General features: G+C 71.8%; 24 protein-coding genes. 15 read left to right on the top strand and 9 right to left on the bottom strand.

Translation table 11 applies throughout. The features are described 5' to 3' along the window. Positions 1 to 24: 24 nt before the first annotated feature. From OG514_RS33980 to OG514_RS33960, 5 genes are read left to right on the top strand one after another with little or no spacing between them, the layout of a single operon-like run. Positions 25 to 1,524, top strand: a complete 1,500-nt coding sequence (locus OG514_RS33980; RefSeq protein ID WP_266901312.1) for a CoA-acylating methylmalonate-semialdehyde dehydrogenase — start codon at positions 25 to 27, stop codon at positions 1,522 to 1,524. Then, the gene (locus tag OG514_RS33975; protein ID WP_266901311.1) at positions 1,521 to 2,672 is read left to right on the top strand and encodes an acyl-CoA dehydrogenase family protein; all 1,152 of its coding nucleotides are present in this window, start codon (positions 1,521 to 1,523) and stop codon (positions 2,670 to 2,672) included. Before OG514_RS33980 ends, OG514_RS33975 begins: the two co-directional genes overlap by 4 nt. Then, on the top strand, positions 2,669 to 3,745 hold the full coding sequence (locus OG514_RS33970) for an enoyl-CoA hydratase/isomerase family protein (RefSeq protein WP_266901310.1): 1,077 nt from the start codon (positions 2,669 to 2,671) through the stop codon (positions 3,743 to 3,745). Before OG514_RS33975 ends, OG514_RS33970 begins: the two co-directional genes overlap by 4 nt. Further along, positions 3,742 to 4,662, top strand: a complete 921-nt coding sequence (gene mmsB, locus OG514_RS33965; RefSeq protein ID WP_266901309.1) for a 3-hydroxyisobutyrate dehydrogenase — start codon at positions 3,742 to 3,744, stop codon at positions 4,660 to 4,662. Before OG514_RS33970 ends, mmsB begins: the two co-directional genes overlap by 4 nt. After that, positions 4,659 to 5,444, top strand: a complete 786-nt coding sequence (locus OG514_RS33960) for an enoyl-CoA hydratase (RefSeq protein WP_266901308.1) — start codon at positions 4,659 to 4,661, stop codon at positions 5,442 to 5,444. The genes mmsB and OG514_RS33960 overlap by 4 nt, the downstream gene beginning before the upstream one ends. Before the next feature lie 241 nt (positions 5,445 to 5,685). On the opposite strand, the gene OG514_RS33955 is transcribed toward OG514_RS33960, so the two are convergent. Then, positions 5,686 to 6,348, bottom strand: a complete 663-nt coding sequence (locus OG514_RS33955; RefSeq protein ID WP_266901307.1) for a deoxynucleoside kinase — start codon at positions 6,346 to 6,348, stop codon at positions 5,686 to 5,688. Positions 6,349 to 6,732: 384 nt separating this feature from the next. Beyond that, on the bottom strand, positions 6,733 to 7,731 hold the full coding sequence (locus tag OG514_RS33950) for a zinc-dependent alcohol dehydrogenase family protein (protein ID WP_266901306.1): 999 nt from the start codon (positions 7,729 to 7,731) through the stop codon (positions 6,733 to 6,735). Positions 7,732 to 7,844: 113 nt separating this feature from the next. On the opposite strand from OG514_RS33950, the gene OG514_RS33945 reads away from it, so the two are divergent. The 7 genes from OG514_RS33945 (at position 7,845) to OG514_RS33915 (ending at position 15,872) form a co-directional block, all read left to right on the top strand. Then, the gene (locus tag OG514_RS33945; RefSeq protein ID WP_266901305.1) at positions 7,845 to 8,165 is read left to right on the top strand and encodes a helix-turn-helix transcriptional regulator; all 321 of its coding nucleotides are present in this window, start codon (positions 7,845 to 7,847) and stop codon (positions 8,163 to 8,165) included. Next, positions 8,162 to 8,329: a hypothetical protein gene (locus OG514_RS33940; protein ID WP_266901304.1), complete on the top strand. Its 168-nt coding sequence runs from the start codon at positions 8,162 to 8,164 to the stop codon at positions 8,327 to 8,329. Before OG514_RS33945 ends, OG514_RS33940 begins: the two co-directional genes overlap by 4 nt. 86 nt (positions 8,330 to 8,415) lie before the next feature. Then, positions 8,416 to 8,919: a hypothetical protein gene (locus OG514_RS33935; protein WP_266901303.1), complete on the top strand. Its 504-nt coding sequence runs from the start codon at positions 8,416 to 8,418 to the stop codon at positions 8,917 to 8,919. Beyond that, complete coding sequence (locus OG514_RS33930; protein WP_266901302.1) at positions 8,919 to 10,331, top strand: hypothetical protein; 1,413 nt, start codon at positions 8,919 to 8,921, stop codon at positions 10,329 to 10,331. The genes OG514_RS33935 and OG514_RS33930 overlap by 1 nt, the downstream gene beginning before the upstream one ends. Continuing rightward, entirely contained in the window at positions 10,328 to 11,749 is a 1,422-nt protein-coding gene (locus tag OG514_RS33925; protein ID WP_266901301.1) for a VWA domain-containing protein, read from the top strand. The genes OG514_RS33930 and OG514_RS33925 overlap by 4 nt, the downstream gene beginning before the upstream one ends. A 95-nt stretch (positions 11,750 to 11,844) precedes the next feature. Beyond that, positions 11,845 to 12,966: an AAA family ATPase gene (locus tag OG514_RS33920; protein ID WP_266901300.1), complete on the top strand. Its 1,122-nt coding sequence runs from the start codon at positions 11,845 to 11,847 to the stop codon at positions 12,964 to 12,966. Beyond that, positions 12,963 to 15,872 (top strand): DUF5682 family protein, encoded by a 2,910-nt coding sequence (locus tag OG514_RS33915; protein ID WP_266901299.1) that lies wholly within the window; start codon positions 12,963 to 12,965, stop codon positions 15,870 to 15,872. The genes OG514_RS33920 and OG514_RS33915 overlap by 4 nt, the downstream gene beginning before the upstream one ends. Before the next feature lie 102 nt (positions 15,873 to 15,974). On the opposite strand, the gene OG514_RS33910 is transcribed toward OG514_RS33915, so the two are convergent. The 3 genes from OG514_RS33910 to OG514_RS33900 form a co-directional block, all read right to left on the bottom strand. Next, positions 15,975 to 17,285, bottom strand: a complete 1,311-nt coding sequence (locus OG514_RS33910) for a phytase (protein ID WP_266901298.1) — start codon at positions 17,283 to 17,285, stop codon at positions 15,975 to 15,977. A gap of 173 nt (positions 17,286 to 17,458) precedes the next feature. Next, positions 17,459 to 18,781: a hypothetical protein gene (locus OG514_RS33905; RefSeq protein ID WP_266901297.1), complete on the bottom strand. Its 1,323-nt coding sequence runs from the start codon at positions 18,779 to 18,781 to the stop codon at positions 17,459 to 17,461. Between the two features lie 444 nt (positions 18,782 to 19,225). Further along, entirely contained in the window at positions 19,226 to 20,107 is an 882-nt protein-coding gene (locus tag OG514_RS33900; protein ID WP_266901296.1) for a winged helix-turn-helix transcriptional regulator, read from the bottom strand. A gap of 161 nt (positions 20,108 to 20,268) precedes the next feature. Here OG514_RS33900 and OG514_RS33895 point away from each other — a divergent pair, with 161 nt between their 5' ends. The 3 genes from OG514_RS33895 to OG514_RS33885 are packed head-to-tail and all read left to right on the top strand — an operon-like array spanning position 20,269 to position 23,113. Next, positions 20,269 to 21,072 carry an ABC transporter permease gene (locus tag OG514_RS33895; RefSeq protein ID WP_266901295.1) on the top strand — a complete coding sequence of 268 codons (804 nt, stop codon included), beginning with the start codon at positions 20,269 to 20,271 and terminating at the stop codon, positions 21,070 to 21,072. After that, the gene (locus OG514_RS33890) at positions 21,072 to 22,286 is read left to right on the top strand and encodes an ABC transporter ATP-binding protein (protein WP_266901294.1); all 1,215 of its coding nucleotides are present in this window, start codon (positions 21,072 to 21,074) and stop codon (positions 22,284 to 22,286) included. The genes OG514_RS33895 and OG514_RS33890 overlap by 1 nt, the downstream gene beginning before the upstream one ends. Continuing rightward, positions 22,283 to 23,113, top strand: a complete 831-nt coding sequence (locus OG514_RS33885) for an ABC transporter permease (protein WP_266901293.1) — start codon at positions 22,283 to 22,285, stop codon at positions 23,111 to 23,113. Before OG514_RS33890 ends, OG514_RS33885 begins: the two co-directional genes overlap by 4 nt. Positions 23,114 to 23,171: 58 nt before the next feature. On the opposite strand, the gene OG514_RS33880 is transcribed toward OG514_RS33885, so the two are convergent. From OG514_RS33880 to bla, 4 genes are all read right to left on the bottom strand, one after another. Further along, entirely contained in the window at positions 23,172 to 23,654 is a 483-nt protein-coding gene (locus OG514_RS33880; protein ID WP_266901292.1) for a hypothetical protein, read from the bottom strand. Continuing rightward, entirely contained in the window at positions 23,651 to 24,163 is a 513-nt protein-coding gene (locus OG514_RS33875) for an RNA polymerase sigma factor (RefSeq protein ID WP_266901291.1), read from the bottom strand. The genes OG514_RS33880 and OG514_RS33875 overlap by 4 nt, the downstream gene beginning before the upstream one ends. After that, positions 24,150 to 24,593, bottom strand: a complete 444-nt coding sequence (locus tag OG514_RS33870; RefSeq protein ID WP_266901290.1) for a DUF3995 domain-containing protein — start codon at positions 24,591 to 24,593, stop codon at positions 24,150 to 24,152. Before OG514_RS33870 ends, OG514_RS33875 begins: the two co-directional genes overlap by 14 nt. A gap of 412 nt (positions 24,594 to 25,005) precedes the next feature. Beyond that, on the bottom strand, positions 25,006 to 25,923 hold the full coding sequence (gene bla / locus OG514_RS33865; protein WP_266901289.1) for a class A beta-lactamase: 918 nt from the start codon (positions 25,921 to 25,923) through the stop codon (positions 25,006 to 25,008). Positions 25,924 to 25,969: the final 46 nt, after the last annotated feature.

Below are 25,969 nucleotides of genomic sequence, written 5' to 3'. Positions count from 1 at the left end.
CTCACCTGACGAGAGCAGGCTTCGATGGTCCGCGAACTCACCCATTTCATCGGCGGAAAGCACGCCACCGGCACGTCCGGTCTCTTCGCCGACGTGTACGACCCCAACACCGGCGAGGCCCAGGCCAGAGTTCCCCTGGCCGGACGCGCCGACACCGAGGCGGCGATCGCCGACGCCGAGGAGGCCCAACAGGAGTGGGGACAGTGGAATCCGCAGCGGCGCGCCCGCGTGCTGCTGCGCTTCCTCCAACTCGTCGAAAGCGAACGGGAGTCCATCGCTCGACTGCTCTCCGCGGAACACGGCAAGACCGTCGCCGACGCCCACGGCGACCTGCAACGCGGCCTGGAGGTGGTCGAGTTCGCCGCCGGCATCCCGCATCTGATGAAGGGCGAGTTCACGGACAACGCCGGTACCGGCATCGACGTGCACTCGCTCCGCGGCCCGCTGGGCGTCGTCGCCGGGATCACCCCCTTCAACTTCCCCGCCATGATCCCTCTGTGGAAGGCCGCACCGGCCTTGGCCTGCGGTAACGCATTCATCCTCAAGCCGTCCGAGCGCGACCCCTCCGTACCCCTGCGGCTCGCGGAGCTGTTCCTCGAAGCCGGCCTGCCACCCGGCGTGCTGAACGTCGTCAACGGCGGCAAGGAAGCCGTCGACACCCTCCTCGAAGACCCCCGCGTCCAGGCCCTCGGCTTCGTCGGTTCCACGCCGATCGCCGCGCACATCTACGCCACCGCCGCCGCGCACGGCAAGCGCGCACAGTGCTTCGGCGGCGCCAAGAACCACATGATCGTGATGCCGGACGCCGACCTCGACCAGGCCGCCGACGCGCTGATCGGCGCCGGCTACGGATCGGCCGGTGAGCGCTGCATGGCCATCTCCGTCGCCGTACCGGTGGGCGAGGAGACCGCCGACGCACTGGTCGCGAAACTGAAGGAGCGCATCGCGGGCCTGCGCATCGGGACCTCCGACGACCCGGACGCCGACTTCGGGCCGCTCGTCAGCCGAGACGCCCTGGATCGCGTCAACCGATACGTCGGTATCGGGGTCGACGAAGGTGCGGAACTCGTCGTGGACGGACGGGGGTTCAGCCTCCCCGGCCACGAGAACGGCTTCTTCGCGGGCGCCTCGCTCTTCGACCGGGTCACCCCCTCGATGCGGATCTACCAGGAGGAGATCTTCGGCCCGGTGCTGGGCGTCGTACGCGCCGCCGACTACGAGGAGGCCCTGCGGCTGCCCAGTGACCACCCCTACGGCAACGGGGTGGCGATCTTCACCCGCGACGGCGACACGGCCCGCGACTTCACCCGCCGCGTCAATACCGGCATGGTCGGCGTCAACGTCCCCATCCCGGTACCCGTGGCGTACCACACCTTCGGAGGCTGGAAGCGCTCCGGCTTCGGCGACCTGAACCAGCACGGCCCCGACGCCATCCGCTTCTACACCCGGACCAAGACCGTCACCTCGCGCTGGCCCTCCGGGGTCAAGGAGGGCGCGAGCTTCACCATCCCGACGATGGGATGAGCGCCGTGACCACCCTCACCGAGGACCAGCTCGCCCTCGCCGAAGTCACCCTCGACTTCGCCCAGGAACAGCTCGCCCCACACGCCGTGACCTGGGACCAGGACAAGCACTTCCCCGTCGACGTCATCCGCAGGGCCGCCTCGCTCGGACTCGGCGGGGTCTACGTACGGGAGGAGCACGGAGGCTCCGGACTCACCCGGGCCGACGGCGTCCTCGTCTTCGAGACCCTCGCGACCGGCTGCCCCTCCATCGCCGGCTACCTCTCCATCCACAACATGGTCGCCTGGATGATCGACCGGTACGGAGACCGGTCCCAGCGCGCCCGATGGCTGCCCGGCCTCTGCTCCGCCGAAGCCTTGGGCAGCTACTGCCTCACCGAACCAGGCGCGGGATCGGACGCCGCCGCGCTGCGCACCCGCGCCGAGCGGGACGGGGACCACTACGTGCTGACCGGCGTGAAGCAGTTCATCTCCGGCGCCGGCGTCTCCGACGTGTACGTCGTGCTGGCCCGCACCGGAGGGGTCGGCCCGAGCGGGATCTCCGCGTTCGTCGTCGAGAGGGGCGATCCGGGAGTCTCCTTCGGCGTGAACGAGCGAAAGATGGGCTGGAACGCCCAGCCCACCCGCCAGGTGGTCCTCGACGGAGTGAGGATTCCCTCCGACCGGCGGCTCGGCGCCGAGGGCGAGGGCTTCCGCATCGCCATGCACGGCCTCAACGGCGGCCGCCTCGGCATCGCCGCCTGCTCCCTCGGCGGTGCCCAGAGCGCACTCGACCGCAGCCTCACCCATCTCGCCGACCGCGAGGCCTTCGGCAGCCGACTGCTCGACGCCCAGGCGCTCCAGTTCCGGCTGGCCGACATGGCCACCGAGCTGACCGCCGCCCGCGCGCTGGTACGGCAGGCCGCGGAGGCCCTCGACCGCGGCGACCCACAGGCTGCCCAGCTCTGCGCCATGGCCAAGCGGTTCGCCACCGACACCGGGTTCTCCGTCGCCGACCGGGCACTGCAACTCCACGGTGGATACGGCTACTTGAGCGAGTACGGCATCGAGAAGATCGTCCGGGACCTGCGGGTCCACCGCATCCTGGAAGGAACCAACGAGATCATGAACGTCATCGTCGCCCGTGCCCTGACGGAGCACCTGCGATGACCGGGAACGAGGAGGTCATCGTCGGAACCGAGGGACGGACGGGCCGGTTGATCCTCAACCGTCCCAAGGCCCTGAACGCGCTCAGCCATGGCATGGTGCTGCGGATCGAGGAGGCGCTCATCGCCTGGCGGGACGATCCCGCCGTCGAGACGGTGGTGATCTCCGGGGCGGGGGAGCGCGGACTGTGCGCGGGCGGCGACATCCGCGCCATCTACGAGGACGCCCGGGTCGGCGGCACGGAGTCCGCCGACTTCTGGCGGGACGAGTACCGGCTCAACGCCCTGATCGCCCGCTACCCCAAGCCGTACGTCGCCCTCATGGACGGCGTCGTGATGGGCGGTGGCGTCGGGGTATCGGCCCACGGCACCGTACGGATCGTCACCGAGCGCTCCCGGGTCGCCATGCCCGAGACGGGAATCGGCTTCGTCCCCGACGTCGGCGGCACCTACCTCCTCGCGCTGGCACCCGGCGAGCTGGGCACCCACCTGGCCCTCACCGGGACGGCCGTCGGCGCCGCCGACGCCATGCTCTGCGGCCTCGCCGACCACTTCGTACCGTCCGAGCGGCTCGACCGGTTGACGACAGGGCTCGCGCAGGCGTCCGTACACGACGCCCTGGCGGCACACGTCGGGCATGCGCCGCCCGGTCAACTGGCCTCCCATCGGGAGTGGATTGACCACTGCTACGCCGCTGACACGGTCGAGCAGATCGTGGACCGGCTCCTCGCGAGCGGCGTCCCGGCCGCCAAGGAGGCGGCCGCCACCCTGGCCGCCAAGTCCCCGACCGCGCTCAAGGTCACCCTGACCGCGGTACGCCGGGCCCGTGGGCTCGGCCCGTTGGAGCGGGTGCTCGAACAGGAGTACCGGGTCTCCTGCGCGGCCCTGAGCTCACCCGATCTCGTCGAGGGCATCCGGGCCCAGGTCATCGACAAGGACCGTGATCCCCGCTGGTCGCCCGCCGCCCTCGCCGACGTCACGGGTGAGGACGTGGCCCGGTACTTCGCCCCGCTCGGCCCCGACCGTGAGCTGCGGCTTCCCGCCGTCGCCGACTCGTTCCAGGAGGTGCCCTGGTGACCACCGTCATCGCCTTCGTCGGCCTCGGCCGCATGGGCGGCCCGATGGCCGTCAACCTGGCCGCCGCCGGCCACCGGGTCCTCGGCTTCGACCTCGTCCCCGACGCGCTGACCACCGCATCCGCGAGGGGGGTGGAGGCGGCGGAGTCCGCCGTCGCGGCCGCCGCCGAGGCGGACGTGGTGATCACCATGCTGCCCGCGGGACGCCATGTCCTCGCCCTCTACCGCGACGAGGGCCTCCTGGCGGCCGCGAAGCCCGGCACGCTGTTCATCGACTGCTCCACCATCGACGTCGCCGACGCGCGTGCCGCCCACGACGCGGCCGTGGCTGCCGGACACCGGGCCCTGGACGCTCCTGTCTCCGGCGGGGTCGTGGGCGCGGAGGCCGCCACCCTCACCTTCATGGCCGGCGGGGGAGAGACGGAGTTCGCCCGGGCGGAGCCGCTGTTGGCCGTCATGGGCAAGAGGGTCGTGCACTGCGGAGACGCGGGCGCGGGCCAGGCCGCCAAGATCTGCAACAACATGATCCTCGGCATCTCCATGATCGCCGTCAGCGAGGCCTTCGTCCTCGGCGAGAGCCTCGGCCTGTCGCACCAGGCGCTCTACGACGTCGCCTCCACCGCCTCCGGCCAGTGCTGGGCACTCACCACCAACTGCCCGGTCCCCGGGCCCGTTCCGACGAGCCCGGCCAACCGGGACTACCTTCCCGGGTTCGCGGCGCCACTGATGGCCAAGGACCTGGGACTCGCCGCCGACGCCCTGCGTACCGCCGGCATCGACGCCGGACTCGGCCCGCGCGCCGCCGAGATGTACGCCGCCTTCGCGGTGGGCGACGGAGCGGCCCAGGACTTCTCCGGCATCGTCCACGTCCTTCGCGACACAGCCTCGGAAGCACCGAAGGGAACGACCACCGCATGACCGGGACCGTCTACGAAACGATCACCGTCGAGCGTACGGGCCACCGCACCGCGCTGCTCACGCTCAACCGGCCGAAAGCGCTCAACGCCCTCAACCTCCAGGTCATGCACGAGGTCGTGGCCGCCACCGAGGCCCTCGACCGGGACCCGGACATCGGCTGCATCGTCCTCACCGGCTCCCCGAAGGCCTTCGCGGCCGGCGCGGACATCAAGGAGATGCAGCCGCAGGGGTACATGGACATGTACCTCACCGACTGGTTCACCGCCTGGGACCGGCTGGGCGACCTCCGCACCCCGACCGTCGCGGCCGTATCCGGCTACGCCCTGGGCGGCGGCTGCGAGCTGGCCATGCTCTGCGACATCCTCCTCGCCTCCGACACGGCAGTCTTCGGCCAGCCCGAGATCAAACTGGGCGTGATCCCCGGTATCGGCGGCTCCCAGCGCCTCACCCGGGCCGTGGGCAAGGCCAAGGCCATGGAACTGTGCCTGACGGGCCGCACCATGGACGCCGTCGAGGCAGAACGCGCCGGTCTGGTCTCCCGTGTCGTCCCGGCCGACGACCTCCTCCCCGAGGCGCTCGCGGTCGCGGAGACCGTCGCCGGGATGTCGAAGCCCGTCGCCATGATGGCCAAGGAGGCCGTCAACCGGGCCTTCGAAACCACCCTGGCCGAGGGCGTTCGCTTCGAACGTCGCCTGTTCCATGCGGTGTTCGCCACGGCCGACCAGAAGGAGGGCATGTCCGCCTTCGTGGACAAGCGGGCCCCGGACTTCACCCACCGCTGACCTGCGCCCTGCCCCGGCCGCCTCTTTCTCCCCACGTGCGAAGGAGGCGGCCGCCTCCCGTCGGCAGGTTTCGGGTGCCGACAGGTGACAGGCGACCCCATGGGCTGCGGCCGGCTGCCGGGCGGAGGTGCCGTGACGCCGTCGTCGCCGGGTGACGGGAGCCGAACCCTGTCCCCGGCAGGTCCGGAAGCGGCAGCCGCGAGGCGGACGGGCCACGTGCGGCTGCCGCGCTGTGGCGGGCTCAGACGCGGCCGGCGACCGCCGCCAGGGCGTCCTTGACCTCCTGCGCCACACGGGACGCGTCCTCGGGGTTGTTCACGACGTCCGTGTGGTTCATGTCGACGACGAGGACGTCGCTGGCCGAGTAGTGCTTGTGCACCCAGTCGTCGTACCCCGACCACAGCGTCCGGTAGTACTCGACGAGGCTCTCGTCCTGCTCGAAGTCGCGCCCCCGCAGTCCGATGCGGTGCAGCACCGTCTGGAAGTCCGCCTTGAGATAGACCATGAGATCGGGCGCCTTGCGGTACGGCAGACCGTCGATCTCGCGCATCATCTCGTCGAGCAGCCCCTCGTACACCCGCATCTCGAGGGAGCTGATCCGGCCCAGGTCGTGGTTGACCTTGGCGAAGTACCAGTCCTCGTAGATGGACCGGTCGAGCACGCTGTCGTCCTGCTTGTACGCCTCCTTGATCGACGCGAACCGCGTCTGCAGGAAGTACAGCTGGAGGAGGAAGGGGTACCGCTTCGCCTGGATCTCTTCGGGGCTCGCCGAGTAGAAGAGAGGAAGGATCGGGTTGTCCTCGACGCTCTCGTAGAAGACGGCGGTTCCCAGCTCCTTGGCGAGCATCTCGGCCACGCTCGTCTTGCCGATTCCGATCATGCCACCGACGCAGATCACCGGCATACCTCACTTCTCCATGGGGTCTTCTCTTCGCGGACGGGGGGCTGGGTCTTCCGTACCACTGAGACGCCCGCCCATGGTCACGCGATTCCCCGGATCCTCGTGATCAACATCACGAGGTCCCCGCCAGGGCCAGGCCCTGTCCGGGCTGCCCTCATCGGCCGGTCCGGACATTCCGCAGCCGGAGTGTCCGGCGACGAGCCACCGCCTCACAGCCGCCCTGCATTCTAGATGATGATTGCCCTGATTTGGACGCGCTTCCGCCCGCGCCGGGGACCCCCGGCTGTGCCGCCGGGCCCGCCCAGGAGGCCGACGTGACCGCGCGAGCGACCCTGACCGCGTCCGCCGTCGACCGGTCGGCCTCCCCGGCCGGACGACGCGCGGCCGTCAGTGCCGCACGGTCACCACGATCTTGCCGAACTGGCTGCCGGACTCCATGTGCCGGTGCGCCTCGGCGATCTCTTCCAGCGGGAACAGGCGGTCCACCACCGGGGTCAGCGATCCGGTGCGCAGGCCCGAGGTGATGAACGCCGTGGCGCGGTGCATCCGTCCGGGGTCCCTGGTGATCTCCAGCATCGTGTAGGTGCGCATGCTCAGCGCGGGCATGCCCAGATCGAACCCGGGATAGGGGGTGGGCAGCCCGCTCTGCGCGCCCCACAGGAACACCGTCCCGTCCGGGGCCATCGCGCGGGCCAGGTCCACCACGCCCGGTCCGGCGACGGCGTCGAAGGCGAACTCGGCGCCCCGGCCGCCGGTCAGCTCGCGCAGGCGTTCCGTCACGTCCTCCTCGTCGGAGACGATCACCTCGGCCGCCCCCGCTTCGAGGAGTCGCTGCCGCTTGTCCCGGGTGCGGGTCACGGCGACCGGCGTGGCGCCCAAGCGGTTGGCGGTCTGGATCGCGGCGAGGCCCACGCTGCTGGAGGCCGCGGTCACCACCGCCACGTCGCCCGCCCGCACCCCTCCCACCTCGACCATCGCTCCGTAGGCCGTGAGGTACGGCATCCACACCGCCGCGCCCGTCACCTCGTCCACGCCGTCCGCGCGAGGCAGGATCGCGCTCGCCGGAACGACGGCCCGCTCGGCGTACACGCCGTAGTCGTTGTGCGAGAAGCTCGGAACGACGCTGACCGCCTGGCCCGCTTCGAGGCCGGCCACCCCGGTACCGATCGTCTCGATCACGCCGGCCGCCTCGTTGCCGAGCCCGGAGGGCAGGCGTGCGGGCTGCTCGATGTACCGGCCGCTCCGGAACAGCGCCTCCGCCCTGTTGAGGCCGATGGCGTCCACGCGGATGCGTACCTCCCCGGCGCCCGGCTCGCCGGGGTCCAGGTCCTCCAGCCGTAACACCTCGGGTCCGCCGAGCTCGTGGAACCGCACAGTCCTTGCCATGGCACCGTCCTTCGTTCGCCGGAGACGTCGCGGGGACGTCGTGGGGACGCCGCCACCGTGGCATAAAAGTACGATCGTGGTCAAACTTTGATGGCTGTCGTACTATGGAACCCATGGAACGCACGCCGCCCCACCCCGACGTCTCGGAGTTCGACCTTCAGCAGGTGCTGGAGGCGCTCGTCGACCCCGTGCGGCGGAGCATCGTCGCGCAGCTCGACGCCGGGGACGCGGACATCGCCTGTGGCGGCTTCGACATCTCCGTCAGCAAGTCCACGGCCACCCACCACTTCAAGGTGCTCCGTGAGGCCGGGCTCATCCGGCAGCACTACGCCGGGACCTCCCGGATGAACACCCTGCGCCGTGCCGACATGGACGAGGCGTTCCCCGGTCTTCTCGACGCCCTCACGGCAGCGCATCGGCGCGGGAGGCGTTGAACCGCGCGGTCCTCAGGCTGGAGACGGGAGCGGCGACGACCGCGGAGGAGGACGCGCTCCCGGAGGTCGGCATCCCGGGCGCCCACGTCCTGGCGAAGCCCTACCAGGGGCACGGGAAGGCGGTCCGTTCCGGCCTCTCCACGGTCCGGGGGGCGGTGTTCTGAGTCGTTGTCAGTGGGCGGGGATAGGTTCGTTCTCGTTCCGCCGCAACGGCGAGGACATCCCCTTTGACGTGCATGGGAGAGGTACGTTGTCGGTCTGGGAGAGGTCGAGTACGGCGCGGGTGGTACCGCCCGCACGACCGCGGAAACTCGCCAAGGTGCCCTTCGTCGAGCTTGCCGACGGACGGCTGCAAGGAGTCGTGTCCAGCGGGTCCGACGTGGGACGCGTGTACGTGTCCTCGATCGCGACCGGGACGTACGCCTTCGCGTGCAGCACCAACAACAACCGCCCCTGCGGCGGCGCGCGCGGCACCTACTGCAACCACATCCGCGCGCTGGTCGGCGAAGCCGTCCTGCAGTACGGGGCCGAGCGTGTCGCCCGGTACCTGAAGGCCGACACGTCGGACGCCGAGCCCGACGCCCACAAGCTCGTCGCGGTGATGACCGCCACGCGCCCCGAGCAGGGCGACACCTCGGCCGCCGCGCCGGTGTTCAGCCGGTTCCTCAGGCACCTCGCCTATCTCGAACTGGAGCCGATCACCGCGCCGCTGCCCGAGATGCAGTGGTTCCCGCCGACGAGGAAGGTCGCCTGATGCGTACGGACCTCTTCACCGACCCCGTCGACGGGCTCGACGAGGCACTCACCGCCGTCGACGCCTTCGACCGGGTACTCGTCTCCGGACTGCTCCGCCCGCAGCCCGCCCAGGCCGCCGGCCTGGCGGCGCTCGCCACCGCCGTCGCCGGCACGCCGCTGGCCGTGACGGTCGCCGAGGCCGCCGACAAGGCGGCGGCCGGCGCCGCCGGCGAGGACCACTGCGTCGCGCTCGCCGCCGCCCGCACCGCCCTCATGGGCTCCGTGCACGACGCCCTGACGGACCGCGTCGCGGACATCACCGGCCGGCCGCGCGCCGAGCGGAACACCCCGGACACCGCAGCGGACGAGCCCGGAGCCAACGTGCTCGCCGCCGCCCGCGCCTGGCTGTGCGACCTCGCCCGCGCGGGCTGGCAGGGCATCGACCACGAACTGGTCGCCGGCGCCGCCCCCGTGGTCTCCGCGATGCTGCCGGACCCGCGGCTGCGCCGACAGGCCACGCTGCTCGACGGCTTCGCCGCCGAACTCGCCGCCTCCTGCCCCGGGGCCACCCTGGACCGCGTCCCGGTGCGCCGCTGGGCCGACCTGTGGACGCGCGCGATGCTCCTGACCCTGCCGGGTGCCACCCGGACCCCCGACCCGTCCCTCGCGACCGGCCGACTGCTGCCGCTCGGCGTGGACGTACAGGAGCACGCGACCGCCGTACAGGCCCAGGTCCACGCGGTGTTCGAACCCGCCGACGGCACGGAACCGCGCCTGGTCCGGGCGGCGGTGTCCGCGCCCAAGCCGGACACCGTCGTCGGCGCGGGCCTGTGGCAACTGCTCCGGCCGCGCATGTCTCTGCTCGCCGCCGTGGGGGAGGGCCGTGCCATGGACCTCGACGCCATGCCCGTCACCGCCGAGGGCGACCTCGTTTGGGACGACGAGCGGGCTCGCACGGGCGAGCCCGCGGACCCCTTCGCCACGGCCCGGGTGATCCTTTCCACCGCCACCGACCCGGTGACCACCCCGCTGGACCGCCACCCCGCCCGGATCGCCGTCCCCGTCTTCCTTGAGGGATACGCGGCCGAGGGCGAGGCCGAGGACGGGGGCGGGGACGATGGACAACTGGCGTTCACGTTCGCCGGGCACCGGCTGGCCGTCGACACCGACCGCATCCCGGCCGCCGGTCCGCTCACCCCGGAGGCGGTCGCCGTGTCCGGCGCGTGCCTGGGCCTGCTCCGATGGGACGCGGGGGTGTTCGTCCTCCAGCCGCTCGCCGTAGAGACGACCGTCCGCAAGAAGACCGTCGCCGTCCACGCGGGCGCGTGGGCCGGCGGCACCACCGACAAGGTCGGTGCCCGGGCGGAGAAGGCGGCCACGGACTCCGTCGCCGTCCTGCGCGAACGAGCCGGAAAGCTGCTGCGCACATGACCGACGACACGGCCCCGGCAACCCCTGCCGCCGTAACCCCGGCCGACCCCGCCCGACCTCCTGCCCACCCCGCCCGACCCCCGGTCGGACCCGACCCCGACGACAACCGTCGCCAGGTTCTCTACTGGCGACTCCTCGCCCGGCTCTTCGACCCCGAGGAGCAGGCCGCCCTGGAGTCGGCGAGCCTCGCCGTCGTCGAGGACATCGGCCTGCCGTCGGCGCTGCTCGACCCGGGCGCGTCCGTCGACTCCGTCGTCCAGCGCCATCCGGAACTGGCCGACGAGTTCGACGGGTTGATGAAGCCGGAGCCCGAGCCGGACGGCGCCCGCGACCGGGCGGCCGAGGTGCGGCGCGCGGCGCTCGCGTCCAAGCTGCTGCTCAACGTCTTCTCCACCGGATCGGGGACGGTCTCCGCGGGCCAGCTGGCCCGCTGGCAGTCCGACGCCGGCTGGCTGGAGCGGTCGCTCGGCTGCCCGCCCGGCGGCCTGCGCGGCGGCCAGGGCGCCGGAGCGGTCGTCGACGGCGGCGGCCTCGGGCCCGAACTCGGCGCCGTCGAAGCCGATCTCGTCCGCCGGATGCACCTGCGCGAGGTGCTCGCCGATCCCGCCCTCGCCGCCCGGCTCACGCCCAGCATGTCGCTGATCGAGCAACTCCTCCGCGACAAGGGCAATCTGTCCGGCATCGCGCTCGCCAACGCCAAGTCCCTCATCCGGCGCTACGTCGACGAGGTCGCCCAAGTGCTGCGCACCCAGGTCGAGAAGGCGACCGTCGGGGAACTCGACCGCTCGGTCCCGCCCAAGCGGGTCTTCCGCAACCTCGACCTCGACCGCACCATCTGGAAGAACCTCACCAACTGGAGCCCGGAGGAGGAGCGGCTCTACGTCGACCGCCTCTACTACCGGCACACCGTCCGCCGGACCACGCCCCAGCGGCTCATCGTCGTCGTGGACCAGTCCGGCTCCATGGTCGACTCGATGGTCAACTGCACCATCCTCGCCTCGATCTTCGCCGGCCTGCCGAAGGTGGACGTCCACCTCATCGCGTACGACACCCGGGCGATCGACCTCACGCCCTGGGTGCACGACCCGTTCGACGTGCTCCTCCGCACCAACCTCGGCGGCGGCAACGACGGACCCGTGGCCATGGCCATGGCCAGACCGAAGATCGCCGAGCCGAAGAACACCGTCATGGTGTGGATCTCCGACTTCTACGAGTTCGACCGCTCACAGCCGCTGTTCGAGGGCATCGAGGCGGTCCACCGGTCCGGCGTGCGGTTCATCCCCGTCGGCTCGGTGACCAGCTCGGGACGGCAGGAGGTCAACCCCTGGTTCCGCGAGCGGTTCAAGGCCCTCGGCACCCCGGTGGTCTCCGGCCACATCAACAAGCTCGTACACGAACTCAAGACCTTCCTCACCTGAGACGCCCCGAGGCCCGGCCCCGCCGCCCACACGCACCGCGGAAGCCGCCGGCCCGCGCGTCCCGCACCCACGACCTGCCCAGAAAGGCCCTTCACATGTCCGACCTGCTCCGCGCTCCCGCCGAGATCAAGTACGCCGAGGAACTCGACTGGCTGGAGTCGATCGACGACAGCCCCAAGCCGTTCTCCTGGCGCCTCTCGCCGAAGATGGTCCGCCTGTTCATCCTCGGCTCCGAGCGCGCCGACGGCCTGGACCGGGAGGTGTCGCAGAAGTGGTTCGGCGACCGCAGCTTCGTCGAGCGCTCCATCGTCACCCTCGCCTCCGACCGTGGCCTGCTCCTGATCGGCGACCCCGGCACCGGCAAGAGCTGGCTCGCCGAGCTCCTCTCCGCCGCGATCAGCCGTAACTCCACGCAGGTCGTCCAGGGCACCGCGGGCACCACCGAGGACCACATCAAGTACTCCTGGAACGTCTCGATGGTCATCGCCAAGGGCCAGTCCCGCGAGTCGATGATCCCCTCGCCGATCATGACCGCGATGGAGACCGGCACCATCGGCCGGTTCGAGGAGCTGACCCGCTCCACCAGCGACGTCCAGGACGCGCTCATCTCGATCCTCTCCGAGAAGTACATCTCGGTCCCCGAGCTCGACAGCGCGGGCGGCGAGAACATCGTCTTCGCCCAGCCCGGCTTCTCGGTCATCGCCACGGCCAACAGCCGCGACCGAGGCGTCAACGACCTGTCCTCCGCGCTGAAGCGCCGGTTCAACTTCGTCCGCATCCCGGTCGTCACGAACAAGAAGAGCGAGGCGGAGATCGTCCGCTTCCGCACCGAGGAGCTGCTCCGCAGGCACGCGATCGAACTGGACGTGCCGCCCACCCTCCTCGACGTCCTCCTCCAGAGCTTCGCCGACCTGCGGGCCTCCGCCGCCGCGGCCGGGAGCGACGACGAGAAGCTGGAGTCCGCCCTGTCCACCGCCGAGCAGATCGGCGTCCTGGAGGACGCGGTCCTCCACAGCGACTTCTTCGGCGAGCGCACCCTGACCGCACGCGCCCTCGCCGCCTCCCTGGTCGGTACGCTCGCCCGCCGCGAGCCCGAGGACCTGGCCATCCTCAACAAGTACCTGCACGGTGTCGTCGAGCCGCGCGGCAAGGAAGAGGGCGGCTCCTGGCCCGAGTTCCTCGAAGGCGGCCGCGAAGCGATCGCGAAGCTGGCATGAGCGGCGCCCCCGAGCAGCCCACGAGCCCGCCGTTCGCCGCGCTGCGCGGGCAACTCCACGAAGCGGCGGCCGAGTTCTCCGGCGGACAGGACGCCCTGGAAGGCATCCTCCTGGGCCTGGTCGACGACGTCGACCGGGCGGTCGCCGAACCGCTGGAGATCTTCCCCGTCTGCCACCACTCGCCCGCCTCCGCCCTCGCCATGGCCCGCCGGCTGCGCGAGAAGCAGCCCAAGGTCGTGTACCTGGAGCTGTGCGAGGACATGGCGCCGCTCCTCACCGAACTGCGCAACTGCCGGCTGCCCGTCGCCGTCCAGGCCTTCGCGAGCGACATCGACGGCTTCCCGCCCGACTGGGCGCCACTGTCCGTCGTCGCCCCGATCACCGAGGCCTCCGCCGAGTACCAGGCCGTCGCGTACGCCCTCGACACCCCCGGCGTGGAACTCGTCCTCGTCGACCGCTCCTCCGACCACGTCTTCCAGTGGGACCCTCGACAGCCCGCCGACGGCGAGACCCACCCGGCCGGGACCGAACCCGAGGCCGCCCTCCACGGCGAGGCCGTCGGCGTCGAGATCGGTGACCTGCGGCCCCGCTTCGCCGAACTGGAGGAGCACCTGCTCCGCCACGGCAAGGTGCGGCACTGGTCGGAGTGGTGGCACCAGTACGTCGAGGTCCCGCTCGGCGACAGCGACCACGCCACCTACCGCCAGGTCATGTTCCTCATCGGCAGCCTCTTCCGGCGCCTCGCCCCCGGCCAGGGGGAGCGGGTGCGCGTCGACGAGGACCGCGAGCGCTACATGTGGACCCGGATGCGTGAGCACCTCGCCGCCACCGGCACCGACCCGGCGGACTGCCTGTACGTGTGCGGCGCCTTCCACGCGGCCAGCCGCGTCGACGAGTTCGGCGTGCACGGCACCGGCGACTTCACCATCACCCCGCGGACGGCCACGACCTGGCAGTACGGGCTGATCCCGTCCAGCCACGCGGCCATCGAGGCGCAGTTCGGCCTCGCCTCGGGCTCGGTGTCGATCGCCGCGACGGAGTGGGCCAAGAACCTCAAGCGCACCGGGGTGAAGTCGTACCGCCTGGAAGGACAGGCCGGTACGAAGAAGCCGCGAACCACGAAGACGGCGGCGAAGGCCACCGCGGCCGAGCCCGTACCCGTACCGGCGGAGGACCGGCTCTCCGGCTTCCTCCAGCGGCCCCCCGTCCTCCACGGCCTCGACGAGGCCGAACTGCTCGGCTGGTCCGTGGACATCGTCCGCGCCGCCCGACGCAACGGGTACCTGGCCTCCACCGCCGACGCGATCGCCGTCTTCGAGACCTCGATCCTGCTCGCCGCCATGCGGGACCGGGCCAAGCCCACGCCGTACGACTTCCAGGACGCGGCGGTCACCTGCATCGAGAAGGACACCGTCCCCGGCCGGCGGGACGTGCGCCGACTCGTCGAGATCATGATGGGCGGCGACCGGATCGGCCAGGTCGGCTACGACGCCCTGCCGCCCCTCGCCCGTGACGTGCACGACCGGCTGGCGCCCCTGGAACTGAACCTCCAGCAGCGCGGCGTACGGCGCGCCCTGCTCGACATGGCGTCCAAGCCCGAGCTGCGGGCCTGCTCGGACGTCCTGTGGATGCTGCGCCGACTGCTGCCGCCCGGCGCCGCACGCACGGTGATGGGGGAGCGGCGGCTCGGCGAACGGTCGATCCAGGAGTCCTGGGACCTGTCGCTCGGCACCCACCAGCGCGCCCTCATCGAGCTGGGCTACGAGGGCGTGAGCCTGGAGCAGGTGCTGGAGCAGCGCCTGCGCCGTATCGCGTACGGACCGCAGGCCACCACGGCCGAGGTCCTCGCGGCCGTCGAGGACGCGACGCTCTTCCTCGGCGGCCGACGCCTCGCCGACGAGCTGGGGACGCGGGCCCTCGACGTCCTGGCGGGCGAGCGCACCGTGGACGGGGCGCCGGAGGTACTGCGCCGGGTGCGCGGCCTCCTGGCGTACTACCGGACCAGCGAACCGGTCCTGCCGCCGTGGATCGAGTCCTTCGTCAGAACCGGGTACGCGCACTACTGCACGCTGCTGCCGACGGCGTTCCGCGACGAGGACGCGACCGTGGGCCAGGTGGCGGCGATGCTGGGCTTCCTGTTCAGCATGGAGAGCCTGGCGCTGTCACTGGGCTGCGACCGTACGCAGCTGGAGCTCGCCGTCGCCCAGTCGCACCCGCGGGACCCCGCGAAGACGGCGCTGCTGTGGGCGGCCCAGGTCCAGCTCGGCACCCTCTCCCGGGGCGAGCTGCGCGGGCGCTGCGACGAACTCCTCGGCAACCCCCTGGTGGTGCCCTCCTACCCCCGCTACCTCAGCGGCTTCGTGCACGCCCTGGAGCCGGTACCGGGACTCGCCGACGTCGTCGTGGAAGCCGTGTCGAACGCCTTCGGACGACTTCCCGACCCCGTGCTGCTGCCGTGGCTGCCCACGCTCATCACCACGCTGCGGTCGAACGCCGCCGAGCTGGCCCCCCTGCTCATCCGCGAGGCGGGGCGGATCTTCCCGGCCCGGCTCGCGGCCCTGGACGCCTGGGTCCCGCCGTGGCACGAGCAGCCGGTGGAGCGGACGCCCCTGGCGACCGCCCCGCCACGCGGCGCGGCGCTGCTTCCCCTCCACCCGGAGACCTGCGACGCGGTCGCGGACCTCATGGGCTGTACGGACGGCTGGGCCCCGGCGGACGGGCCGGCCACCGGCCCGACCGGCGCGGCGCTGCTGTTCACCCACCGGGCCGCCTGTGACGCGGTCGCGGACCTGCTGGGCTGCGGCGACCCGTGGACGCCGGCCGCCCAGGACCTCCGTCCGCCGTCCCTGACGACGAGTCACCCGGCCACGGCCCATGCGGTGGCGGCCCTCCTCACGACGGTGTGACACCGCACCCCTCGCACCGCGGGCTCCGGACACCGCACACGTCACCGGCCGCCGGGTCGTCGAGCCCCGGCGGCCGGTGAGGGAAGGCGATCGTGGGGCGGATCAGTCGTCGAGGGCGTCCAGGACGGGCCCGAGGTCGACGAACTTGAAGTTGGTCGCGGGCCGGTCACCGTCGCCGGGGGCGTCGTGCCCGTCCTGCACGACGAGCAGTCCGCGCGGGTACGCGGATCCGAGGGGTGCGTTCAGGGCGGCGGCGCCGTCGCATTCCTCCGAGCCGTCGAGGGCGCTGTTCGCGGGTGCGACCCGGAAGCCGCCCTCGTACTCGTTGCGGTCCCCGAGCTCCCGGTCGTAGGCGGCGAAGGTGTTGTCACCCTGGCTGGAGGCGAGCAGGTATCCGTCGCCGTCGGACTCGGTGACCAGGGTCAGGCCCTCGACGTCCGAGGAGATCCTGTTCCCGCCGAAGCCGGGGTCGGCGCCCGGCGTGCACTCCTCGGTCTCCTCGTCGTAGACGCCGGGGACACCGAACTCGCGGACCTTGTCGAGAAGCTTCGGCGTGCCGGTGAGGTCGGCGCGCAGCCGCCAGATGCCGATGTCCTCCTGGCCGGCGTAGAGGGTGCCGTTGGCGGGGTCGACGACCATGCCCTCGACCTGCGGCAGCTCGCCGGGCTCGCCGCACGGGGCCCACGACGTGCCGTCGGGCAGCCGGAAGGTGGCCGGGAGGTCCAGGGTGCGGATCGTGCGGTACGTGACCTTGCCGCCCGCGGCGGGGAGCAGTTCGAGCAGCGCGATGCCGGTCCGCTCACGACGGCTGACCAGGGCGAAGGACTTCCCGGACGCCGGGTCCGTCCAGGTCGCCAGACCGTACGCGGTCCGCTGGTCGTTGATCTCGGCCTGGTCCCGGGAGAAGACGGCCGGGGCGGCGGGGTCGGTGACATCGGTCAGCGGGCCGCCGGCGCGGTCGCGGTCGATGCGGTAGAACCGCAGCCGGTCGTGACCGCGGTCGCTGGTCACGGCCAGATCGGCGCGTCCCGAGGAGAGCCGCAGCCCCTGGACGAGGTCCACGTTGTTGAACCGGCCCGGAGCGTCGTCCGGCCCGGCGGCAGGCGGCGCGGCTATCGACTGCACCAGGCGTGCGTCCAGGTCGTAGACGCGCAGCCCGCCCTCCTTGGCGGTCGCGACGACGAGGCTGCGGCCCGGAGCGGCGGCGTTGCGCCAGATGGCGGGGTCGTCCGCGTCGGCGTTGCCGCCCGCGTCGTCGTCGTGCAGCACCGGCGTCTCCGCGCGGGGCGTCACGACGGGCAGGGAGGCGCCGGAGCCACGGTGGTGGGCCTGGGCCGGCACGGCCAGGGCCGCGGCCGCGAGCGCCGAGGTCACGACGAGCACGAGTGACCGGGCGGTAGGGGGGTGAGTCACGCGAGTCTCCTCAGGAGGGGGGCTTGTACGTCCTGCGTGAGCGTGGTGCCCCTCCGTGTCGGTACGGCGGCCACCGTCCGGCCCGACACCCGAAGTCCAGGTGTACGCCCGATGAACGACAGAGCGGGCCGCGACTCCCGTCGCGGCCCGCTCACGTCCCTATGCCTGGGCCGTCAGGCGGGGTTCTTCACGTCCGTCAGGTAGTTCGCGCCGATGAGGCAGTCGCGCATCTCGTAGCGGGGCGCGACGGACCCGGTCCAGCGGAGGAAGCCGGTCGCCCCGGTCGCGGCCGACATGTCGATGAACCGGCAACCGTCGTACAGGACCTTGCCGTTGGTGGTGGCGGTGGAACCCGTCCCCACCCGGTGCGAGCCCATGAGGCCGCAGTCCACGTACCGGACCATCGGACCCCGGGCGCCGTTGGCGTTGAAGTCGTACACGTGCGTCACCGCGTCCGGAGCCCAGGACTTGAAGCTCAGAGCGGTGTCGTCGCACGACTCGAAGGTGATGTTTCCCTTGTACCACCGGGAGTCGATCACCTTGTGGCCGACACCGCGCAGCTCGAACCGGATGCCCTGCGCGTACAGACGCGAGACCGAGTCGGCCCGGGTGGTGGCGTCGGCGGTCAGCTCGAAGAACGTACCGGTCGACGCGGCGTCCGTGAGGATGTAGGAACCGCCGATGAAGTTCATCGAACCGCCCCGGTTGTTCCTCACGAACACCCCGGACTGGTACTCCACCTTGCAGTCACGGAACCAGTAGTTGAGGAACTGGTCCTGCTGCGTCGCGGACGACGTCATCCCCATGACGAGGAAGGCGTCGGAGTACGAGCCGCCGACCTGACAGTGGTCCCAACCCATCTCGCTGTTCAGGTTGGACGTGGTCGCCGGGCCGTCCAGGCCGATGCCGCGCTTCCAGCTGCCGCGCCACTCGACGTCGGTGTACCAGGTGTCCTGGACGCCGTAGTCGGCCGACGAGTAGGCGTAGTTGAAGCTCGACGTGGCGTTGGTGCTGGTGAACGTCAGCCCGGAGATCCGGATGTTCTTGTAGCGCTGGTAGTTCGTCCACAGCGTGGTGTCGTTCGCCGCGGGCGAGTACACGATCCGCGACAGCCGCTTGCCGTAGCCGGTGATCGACACGCCGTCGACGATGCCCCCGTTGCCCTCGCCGTTGACGTTCGGGAGGAGCGAGTCCGGCTGGGTCAGGAGATACGTGCCGGGCGGGACGACCAGCACCTTCTTCGGGATCGCCCCCGAGATCGGGCCGGGCTGGAACGAGGCCAGCACCTCGGCGGCGGCCGCGCGGAACGCGGCGTCACTCGGGGTGGCACCGGTCGGGTCCGCACCCTTGCTGATGACGTCGACGCTGTACGGGTCGTCCCCGGAACCCGCCGCGTACGCCGTGCCGCTCCCCATCGCCACCGCTCCGGCCGCGACGCCGACTCCGGCGGTCGCCATGCCGCGCATGACGGAACGGCGGTCCATGCCTCTGGTCATTTCTTTTTCCCCCAAAGCAATGATCATGAAAAAGACATGACATAGGAACACGGCGGAGTTCCGAACGCAATCGAATTCCTATTTCGCCGGGCGGACCTCCCCGGGAACCACTGGATCCCGCCGGGCGCCTTCGGCAGCTCCTCTCCGGTCACCCCGGCGTGAGCCGCGCCGTCGCATGTAACGTGCCACGGAACGGAGTTACCGCGTCGAGGCGAGCCCAGTCGAGCCGGGAGGGTCGGGGGAGGGGCCGGCGATCATGGCGCTCGGCGCGCTCACCACGTTCCTGTTCGGGGTGGGCGACGGCGCCACCGGGGAGCTCGGCAAGCAACTGGCCCTCTCCACCGGCGCCTTGGCGAGACGGACCCTCGGCCGCGCGACCCCCCTGCCGCCCGACCCGGCGGGCCGGGCGGAACTGTCCAGCCCAAGGAGTCGGCACGAAAGGTGTCACTCCGAGGCGACCGACGTCCCTTCGCGCCAGGCCGTCTCCACGGCCGCCGGGATGTCCGTGACGGGGAACTGCACGTGGCGGACGGTCCGTTCGCGGTCCAGGACCAGGATCGCCCGCTTCAGGCGGAGGGCCTGGCCCGCGCGGAACGTCGGCAGCCGGAGCGCCGCCGACAGCCCGTTGTCCATGTCGGAGAGGAGCGGGAAGGGGATCTCCTCGGCCGCGGCGAACGCCCGCTGTTCGTCCGGGCGTTGCGTGCTGATGCCGCGCACCGCGACGCCGGCCGCCGTGAACCTCTCGTGCGCCTCCCGGAACAACCGGTTCTCCAGGGTGCAGCCCGCCGTGCCGGGGATGTCGAGCCAGTCGTCGGGGAGCGGGCCCGGCCGGCCGGTCGCCGGGTAGCAGAACAGGACGGTGGCGCCGGCCCCGGCGTCGACCGGGTCCAGCGCCGTACCCGTGTGCGCGGGCAGGGTGAGCCGGGGCAGCCGGGTGCCGGGCAGGTCGTGGACGCGGTGGGCCTCGGCGCTCCGCTCGTCGGCGGACGCGGTGAGCGAACCGTCGCCGAGCAGCCAGCGGTCGGCCCAGTCCTGCATCGAGACCAGGACGGGGAGCAGCGCGCGCCCGGCGTCGCTGAGCCGGTACTCGAACCGGACCGGCCCCTCCTGGTACGGGACCTTGTCGAGGACTCCGCTGTCGACGAGGTGGTTCAGCCGCTCGGTGAGGACCTTGCGGGAGATGTCCAGCTCGCGCTGGAGCTCGTCGAAGCGGTGCCGCCCCCGTGCCGTCTCGCGGACGAGGAGCAGGCTCCACCAGTCGCCGACGACGGCCGCGGCCTGGGCGATGGCGCAGGCGGCGTCGCGGTCGGGCACCGCTCGTGCCATGACGTGTCCTCCTCGTTCGGGCGACCGGTCCGTGTCGGATCCGTGTCCGGTCCGTAGGCGATCCATCTTGCGCCATCGAGTGAGTTCCCGATAGAAACTCATTGTAAGTTCCCAATGGGAACTCGCTCGGTTCCACTATTTTCGGGGGAGGGATCCGTTTCATGCCCATCGTCTGGGCAACCGCCTGGCGCACCTGGCAGATGACCCGCCGCGCCTACCCGTGGACGTACGCCGTCGGCACCGTCCTGCCCGCCGCGCTCACCATCGCGCTCGCCTATCTCGGCTTCCACGCCATCGGCGGCGGAGCCGTCGGTGACGACTTCGCCGCAGGCAGCGGCACCACCGCCTATCTCGCCTACATCGTGGTCGGCACGACCGCCTTCCACTTCGCCGTACGGATGATCCTCTGGTCCGCGAAGGCGCTCATCACCGAGCAACGCCAGGGCACCCTCGGCGCCCTGCTCATCGCCCCCGCCGGCCGTCTCCCGTACCTGATCGGCTTCACCGCCTTCGCGGTGCTCAGCAGCGTCCTCGAGTTCCTGACCCTCGGCCTGGTCGTCGGCGTCCTCGGCATCACCGTGCCGGTCTCCTCCGTGCCCGGCGCGCTGCTCGGCGGCCTCGCGCTGATCGGCGCCGTCTTCGCGCTCTCGGTCGGCCTCGGCGGACTGATGATCGCGGCCGGCGAGGCCCACATCTCGCAGAACACCGTCTTCATCGTGCTCGGCCTGGTCGGCGGCTTCACCTTCCCCCGCGACTACCTGCCGGAGCCCGCGCGGTGGTTCGCCGAACTGCTCCCCACCACCTCCGCCATGGACGTCCTGCACGGCAGCTTCACCGGCGGCCAGTCCCTCCCCGAACTCCTCCCGCGGCTCGCCGTCTGCGCCGTCCTCACCTGCGCCTATCTCCTCCTGGGGCTGGCCTACCTGCCGCGGGCCGAGGCCCGTGCCGTCGAAAGGACCTACTGATGACCACGGCGATCGAAGTACGCGGCCTGCGCAAGGACTTCCCCGTACGGGACAAGGGCATCCTCGGCCCCCGCACCCTCAAGCGCGCCGTCGACGGTCTCGACCTCGACATCCCGCGTGGCCGCGTCACCGGCCTCCTCGGCCTCAACGGTGCCGGCAAGACCACCACCATCAAGATCCTCGCCACCCTCCTGCGCCCCAGCGCCGGAACCGTCCGCGTCGACGGCCTGGACGCGGTCACCGACGCCCGTGCCGTACGCCGCCGCATCAACCTCATCGCCGGCGGCGAGCGCATGGTCTACACCCGCATGACCGGCCGCGAGAACCTCTGGTACTTCGGTCAGCTCTACGACGTCCCGAAGGCCGAACTGCGCCGCAGGACCGGCGAACTCCTCGACCTCGTCGGTCTGACCGACGCCGCCGACACCATGGTCGAGAGGTACTCGCGCGGCATGACCCAGCGGCTCGCCATCGCCCGCGGCCTCATCAACCGCCCCGACTACCTCCTCCTTGACGAGCCGACCCTCGGTCTCGACGCGCCGATCGCCCGCGACCTGCGCCGCGTGGTCGCCGACCTCGCCGCGCACGACGGCACCGGGGTGCTGCTGACCTCCCACTACCTGGCCGAGGTCGAAGAACTCTGCGGCCATGTGTACGTGATCTCCGCCGGCCGCCATCTCGCCCAGGGCAGCCCGGCCGAGCTGAAGGCCGCGACCGGCAGCCACCGCACCGTCCGCCTGACCGTCACCGACCCGACCGAGCGCACCCGGGCCGTCGCGGAGGCCTTCGGAGCGACCCGCGAAGCACTGCCCGACGGGGGAGAGCTGATCACCCTGCGCCACCCCGACGACATGGCGGGACCGCTGACGGCGGCGGTGTTCGAGGCCGGCGGCTCGATCGGGGGCCTGGAGATCGCCGAGGCGAGTCTGGAGGACGCGATCATGACGCTGGCGGAGAGGGGCGAGGCGGGCCTCGCCGCCACCCCGGACACACCCCTCGCCGGGCCCCACTCGGCCCCGACCGCCCCCCGGGCCGCGACTGCCGGATCCGATGCCGAGATCGACGGATCCGGCGCGGCGATCTCCGGTCCCGATGCGGCGACTGCCGGGCCCGACAAAGCGACCGCCGACTCTGACGCGGTGGCCGTCGGCTCCGGCACCCCGGCCGTCGGCTCCGACCACGTGACCGTCGGAGCCAAGGGCGGCACCCGGTGAACCAGCTCCGCCACGCCCTGCGGGTCTTCGCCGCGGAAACGCTCAAGCAGCACCGCCGGCTCTTCGGCCAGCCGCTCGTCGTCTTCTCGATGCTCGTCTGGCCGGTCCTCCAACTGGCCACCACCTACTACACCCTGCGCCCCGTCGCCACGGCCTCCCGGGCCGCCGAGAACTGGCCGCTCGCCGCCGACCCCGAGCGCCTCCTCGCCTTCCTGGCCACCGGCACCCTCGCGTACGCCTTCTTCTTCTCCCTCGTCCAGAGTGCCTGGCACCTCTCCTTCGAGCGGACCACCGGCACCCTGGAACTGCTCTTCCTCTCCCCGGCCGGCCGGCTCACCCTGATGATCGCCAACGGCGCCGGCGCGCTGCTCCAGAACGCCTGGCTGCTCACCTGCTTCACCGTCGCCGCCCTGACCGGTTTCGGCACGCTGTCGGTCTCGGCCTGGTGGATGTACGGGATCGTCCTCCTGGCCCTGCTGATCCCGGCGGTGGCCTGGGGAGCGTTCCTCAACAGCCTCCTGGTGTTCTCCCGGGACTCGGCCTTCCTGTACACGATCCTCGACGAGCCGCTCTGGTTCGTCTCGGGCGTCCGGCTCCCGCACTTCGCCCTCCCGGCCGCCGTCCAGGTCGTCGGCGCGGTCTTCCCGCTCACCGGCAGCCTGCTCGCGGTCCGCGGCGCCCTGCTGGAACACCGCACCGTGACCGAACTCGCCCCGACCCTGCTCGGCCTCGGAGCGCTCAGCGCCCTGCTCCTCGCAGCCGCCGCGGTGATCCTCCGGGTGGGCGAGGCCCGCGCCCGGCAGACGGGCGCGCTGAGCCTGGTATGACGGGACCGTGCCCCGACAACGGCCCGTGACCGACCGGTCGCGCGCGGGCTGCGGGCGGTCACGAGACCCGTCCGGCCAGGCGCGTCATGGCCTCCTCCAGTTCGCGCCGCGCGCCGAACGGCACCAGCGCCGCGCGCCCGGGGACACGTACGCCTCCGGTGAGCGCGACCCGGGTCCGCCCTCCCTCGTCCACCGCCGCCATCCCGATCACCAGGAACCGGCTCTGCAGCCAGCACCAGCCGGGCCGCAGCACGCCGTGGAAGTGTGCCCGCAGCCCGTAGCGGCTGCGGGCGAGGGCCTCCACCCGGTCGCCTTCGTGCCGCAGGACCCGGACCGAGCGCATGTCGGGCTGGAACTCCCCGAAGCCGCCCTCCAGATCACCCATCACGTGCCAGACCCGGGGGAGGGGCTCGGGGAGCACCCGCTCGACGAGCTGGGCGCCCCGGACGCCGGCGACCATGACGCGCAACCGCCGCACGTCGTCGAGCAGCAGGCCGGCCCTGTCCTCGTCGCCCCGGTTGCCCTCTTCGCTCGCCTTCACGCCGACCACGCCTTTCGGAAACTCTGCCGGGCCCGGTGCAGCCGGGATTTCGCCGTGCCGGGCGGTACTCCCAGGAGCGCCGCCGCGGACTCCTCGTCCATCCCCTCGACGTCCCGCAGCACCAGGACGGCCCGGTGCGCGGGCGACAGCCGCGCCAGGACGTCGTCGATGTCGGCGGCCAGCTGCGGATCACCCCGCTCCGGTACGTCGGCGAGCTCGGCCGGCCGCGCCCGTCCCGCCCGCTTCGCCACCCGCACCGCCTCCCGTACGGAGATCGCCCGCACCCACCCGTAGAGCGCCTCCGGCTCCCGTAGCGAACGCAGCGAGGTGAACACCGCGACCAGCGCCTCCTGCGTGGCGTCCGGTCCGTCGTCCAGTGCGATGGGCCGGCAGATCCGGGCGATGTACGGGGTGAGGTGGTCGAGCAGGTCGTGCAGGGCCAGGGTGTCGCCGCGCCGGGCGGCCCGGGCGAGCGCGACGCCCGGGTCGACGGGGTCAGCGGGCGGCACGCAGCGCCGCCCATCCGAAGGCCAGGCACAGGGGTGTGTACACCAGGGCGTTCAGCCACGGGAACGCCGCACCAGAACCGTCCCTGCCGACCACGATCCACACCAGGCCGACCGCCCCGCGGAGCAGCATGCCGACGGCGACGGCGGCCGTGACCAGACGCGGGATGCCGCGCCGACGACCGCCCTCGTGTGCGCGGAGGGCGACGGCGAAGGCGGCGAACCCCTCAAGGGCCGCCAGGGGCAGCACCACGGCCGGCCCGAAGGACACGACGCTGCCGAGGACGGCGAGCGACAGGGCCCGCTCGTCGGCGGCCGGCCAGGTCAGGCCGGTGGCCCAGTAGAGGTGCACCAGTGCGAGGACGGCGAGCAGTGCGGCGACGGCCCGCCCGCCCGTGATCGTCCGAGACCGCTCGATGTCGATGATCGCCATGGGATTCCCCTCCGTTCCGAGGCCGGCGCAGCAACGCGCCGACACCCCGAGGAGGGTCCGTCCCGTCCGGACGTTCCCTGTGATCCGGCTCACATCGGTGGATCCGGGACGGCCGGGAACGCGGACGACCCGTGGGCCTTGGTCCCGTCCGCTCGAGTTCGGACGGGAGCCGGCCGGATTACCGGCGGCCCACGGGTCGGGTGACTGCGTGGTTTTCGGCAGATGACCTGCCGAGGTGCACAGAGTGCGACGGCAGGCCGTTAGCCCGCAGTCACCTCACGAATCCGAAAAGAAACCATGTTCTCGGATCACCTCCTTTCAGCGTGTGCCCACAGCCTAGGAAAGCTCGGGGCGGCGCTCAAGCTATTTATTCGGGTCTCTTTTCCGGGCATGATCCCTCTCCGGGAGAGATTCAGCCGAGTTCCGCCGCCACCAGCGCCGCCGCGTCGGCGACCAGGGGGTTCACAGGAGCCGCGTCCTCCTGGAACCGCGTGGTCAGCACGGTGACCACGATCGGCCCGCCGTCCGGCGGCCAGGTGACGCCCGCGTCGTTGTTGCCGCCGTACCGTCCGCCGCCGGTCTTGTCGGCGAGGAGCCAGTCGGCCGGCAGGCCCTTGCGGAACCGTTCGCCACTGGTCGTGTTGGCGAGCATCCACCGGGTGAGCCGCTGCCGGTCCCGGCGCGGGAGCACGTCGCCGAGCAGGAGGCGCCCGTAGGTCCGGCCGATGGCGCGGGGCGTCGTGGTGTCGGTCTCGCGCCACGGCTCCGCCGAGTTCAGCTCGGGCTCCCAGCGGTCGAGCCGGGTCGTACGGTCGCCGATCGACCGGGCGAACCGGGTGACGGCCGTCGGACCGCCCAGCTCGCGAAGGAGAAGGTTCGCCGCGGTGTTGTCGCTGTAGCGCAGCGTGGCGTCACAGAGCTCGGCGACGGTCATCCCGTTCGCGAGGTTCTCCGGCAGCTCGGTCCTGGGGGACCAGCCCGACCGCTCGACGTCCGCCGCCGTGTACCGGATGCGCCGCGCCAGGAACGTGCCGTCGTGGTCGAGGTCGCGCAGCACGGCCGCGACGGCAAGGGTCTTGAAGACCGAGCACATCGGGAAACGCTCGTCGGCGCGGTACGCCACCGAACGCCCGGTCCGCACGTCGTGGGCGAACACGCCGAGCCGCGCGGAGTGCCGCTCCTCCAGCGCCCGAAGCCGTGCGAGGAGGTCGTCCCCGTCGGGCGTGGAGGCGTACGCCGTCCCGCCGAGCGGTAACGCGACCGCGAGCGCGGCACCGGTGCCGAGGCCGAGCGCGGTGCGACGGGACGGGCTGAAACCTGTGATGGACAAGGTGATTCCCTTTCCGGAGCGATCACTTCACAGGGAAACACGCACA

This window comes from Streptomyces sp. NBC_00572 (genome assembly GCF_026341815.1).
Classification (GTDB): Bacteria; Actinomycetota; Actinomycetes; order Streptomycetales; family Streptomycetaceae; genus Streptomyces.
The sequence above is the reverse complement of the archived record's forward strand: the minus strand, read 5'-3'. Positions and strand labels throughout refer to the sequence as shown.

Bases quoted from the DNA above. Each gene is read 5' to 3' on its own strand.
- OG514_RS33930 (WP_266901302.1), top strand. From the start codon at position 8,919: ATGCGTACGGACCTCTTCACCGACCCCGTCGACGGGCTCGACGAGGCA.
- OG514_RS33895 (WP_266901295.1), top strand. From the start codon at position 20,269: ATGCCCATCGTCTGGGCAACCGCCTGGCGCACCTGGCAGATGACCCGC.
- OG514_RS33975 (WP_266901311.1), top strand. From the start codon at position 1,521: ATGAGCGCCGTGACCACCCTCACCGAGGACCAGCTCGCCCTCGCCGAA.
- OG514_RS33915 (WP_266901299.1), top strand. From the start codon at position 12,963: ATGAGCGGCGCCCCCGAGCAGCCCACGAGCCCGCCGTTCGCCGCGCTG.
- OG514_RS33905 (WP_266901297.1), bottom strand. From the start codon at position 18,781: ATGACCAGAGGCATGGACCGCCGTTCCGTCATGCGCGGCATGGCGACC.
- OG514_RS33900 (WP_266901296.1), bottom strand. From the start codon at position 20,107: ATGGCACGAGCGGTGCCCGACCGCGACGCCGCCTGCGCCATCGCCCAG.
- OG514_RS33945 (WP_266901305.1), top strand. From the start codon at position 7,845: ATGGAACGCACGCCGCCCCACCCCGACGTCTCGGAGTTCGACCTTCAG.
- OG514_RS33870 (WP_266901290.1), bottom strand. From the start codon at position 24,593: ATGGCGATCATCGACATCGAGCGGTCTCGGACGATCACGGGCGGGCGG.
- OG514_RS33980 (WP_266901312.1), top strand. From the start codon at position 25: ATGGTCCGCGAACTCACCCATTTCATCGGCGGAAAGCACGCCACCGGC.
- OG514_RS33890 (WP_266901294.1), top strand. From the start codon at position 21,072: ATGACCACGGCGATCGAAGTACGCGGCCTGCGCAAGGACTTCCCCGTA.
- OG514_RS33925 (WP_266901301.1), top strand. From the start codon at position 10,328: ATGACCGACGACACGGCCCCGGCAACCCCTGCCGCCGTAACCCCGGCC.
- OG514_RS33970 (WP_266901310.1), top strand. From the start codon at position 2,669: ATGACCGGGAACGAGGAGGTCATCGTCGGAACCGAGGGACGGACGGGC.
- OG514_RS33955 (WP_266901307.1), bottom strand. From the start codon at position 6,348: ATGCCGGTGATCTGCGTCGGTGGCATGATCGGAATCGGCAAGACGAGC.
- OG514_RS33950 (WP_266901306.1), bottom strand. From the start codon at position 7,731: ATGGCAAGGACTGTGCGGTTCCACGAGCTCGGCGGACCCGAGGTGTTA.
- OG514_RS33960 (WP_266901308.1), top strand. From the start codon at position 4,659: ATGACCGGGACCGTCTACGAAACGATCACCGTCGAGCGTACGGGCCAC.
- OG514_RS33920 (WP_266901300.1), top strand. From the start codon at position 11,845: ATGTCCGACCTGCTCCGCGCTCCCGCCGAGATCAAGTACGCCGAGGAA.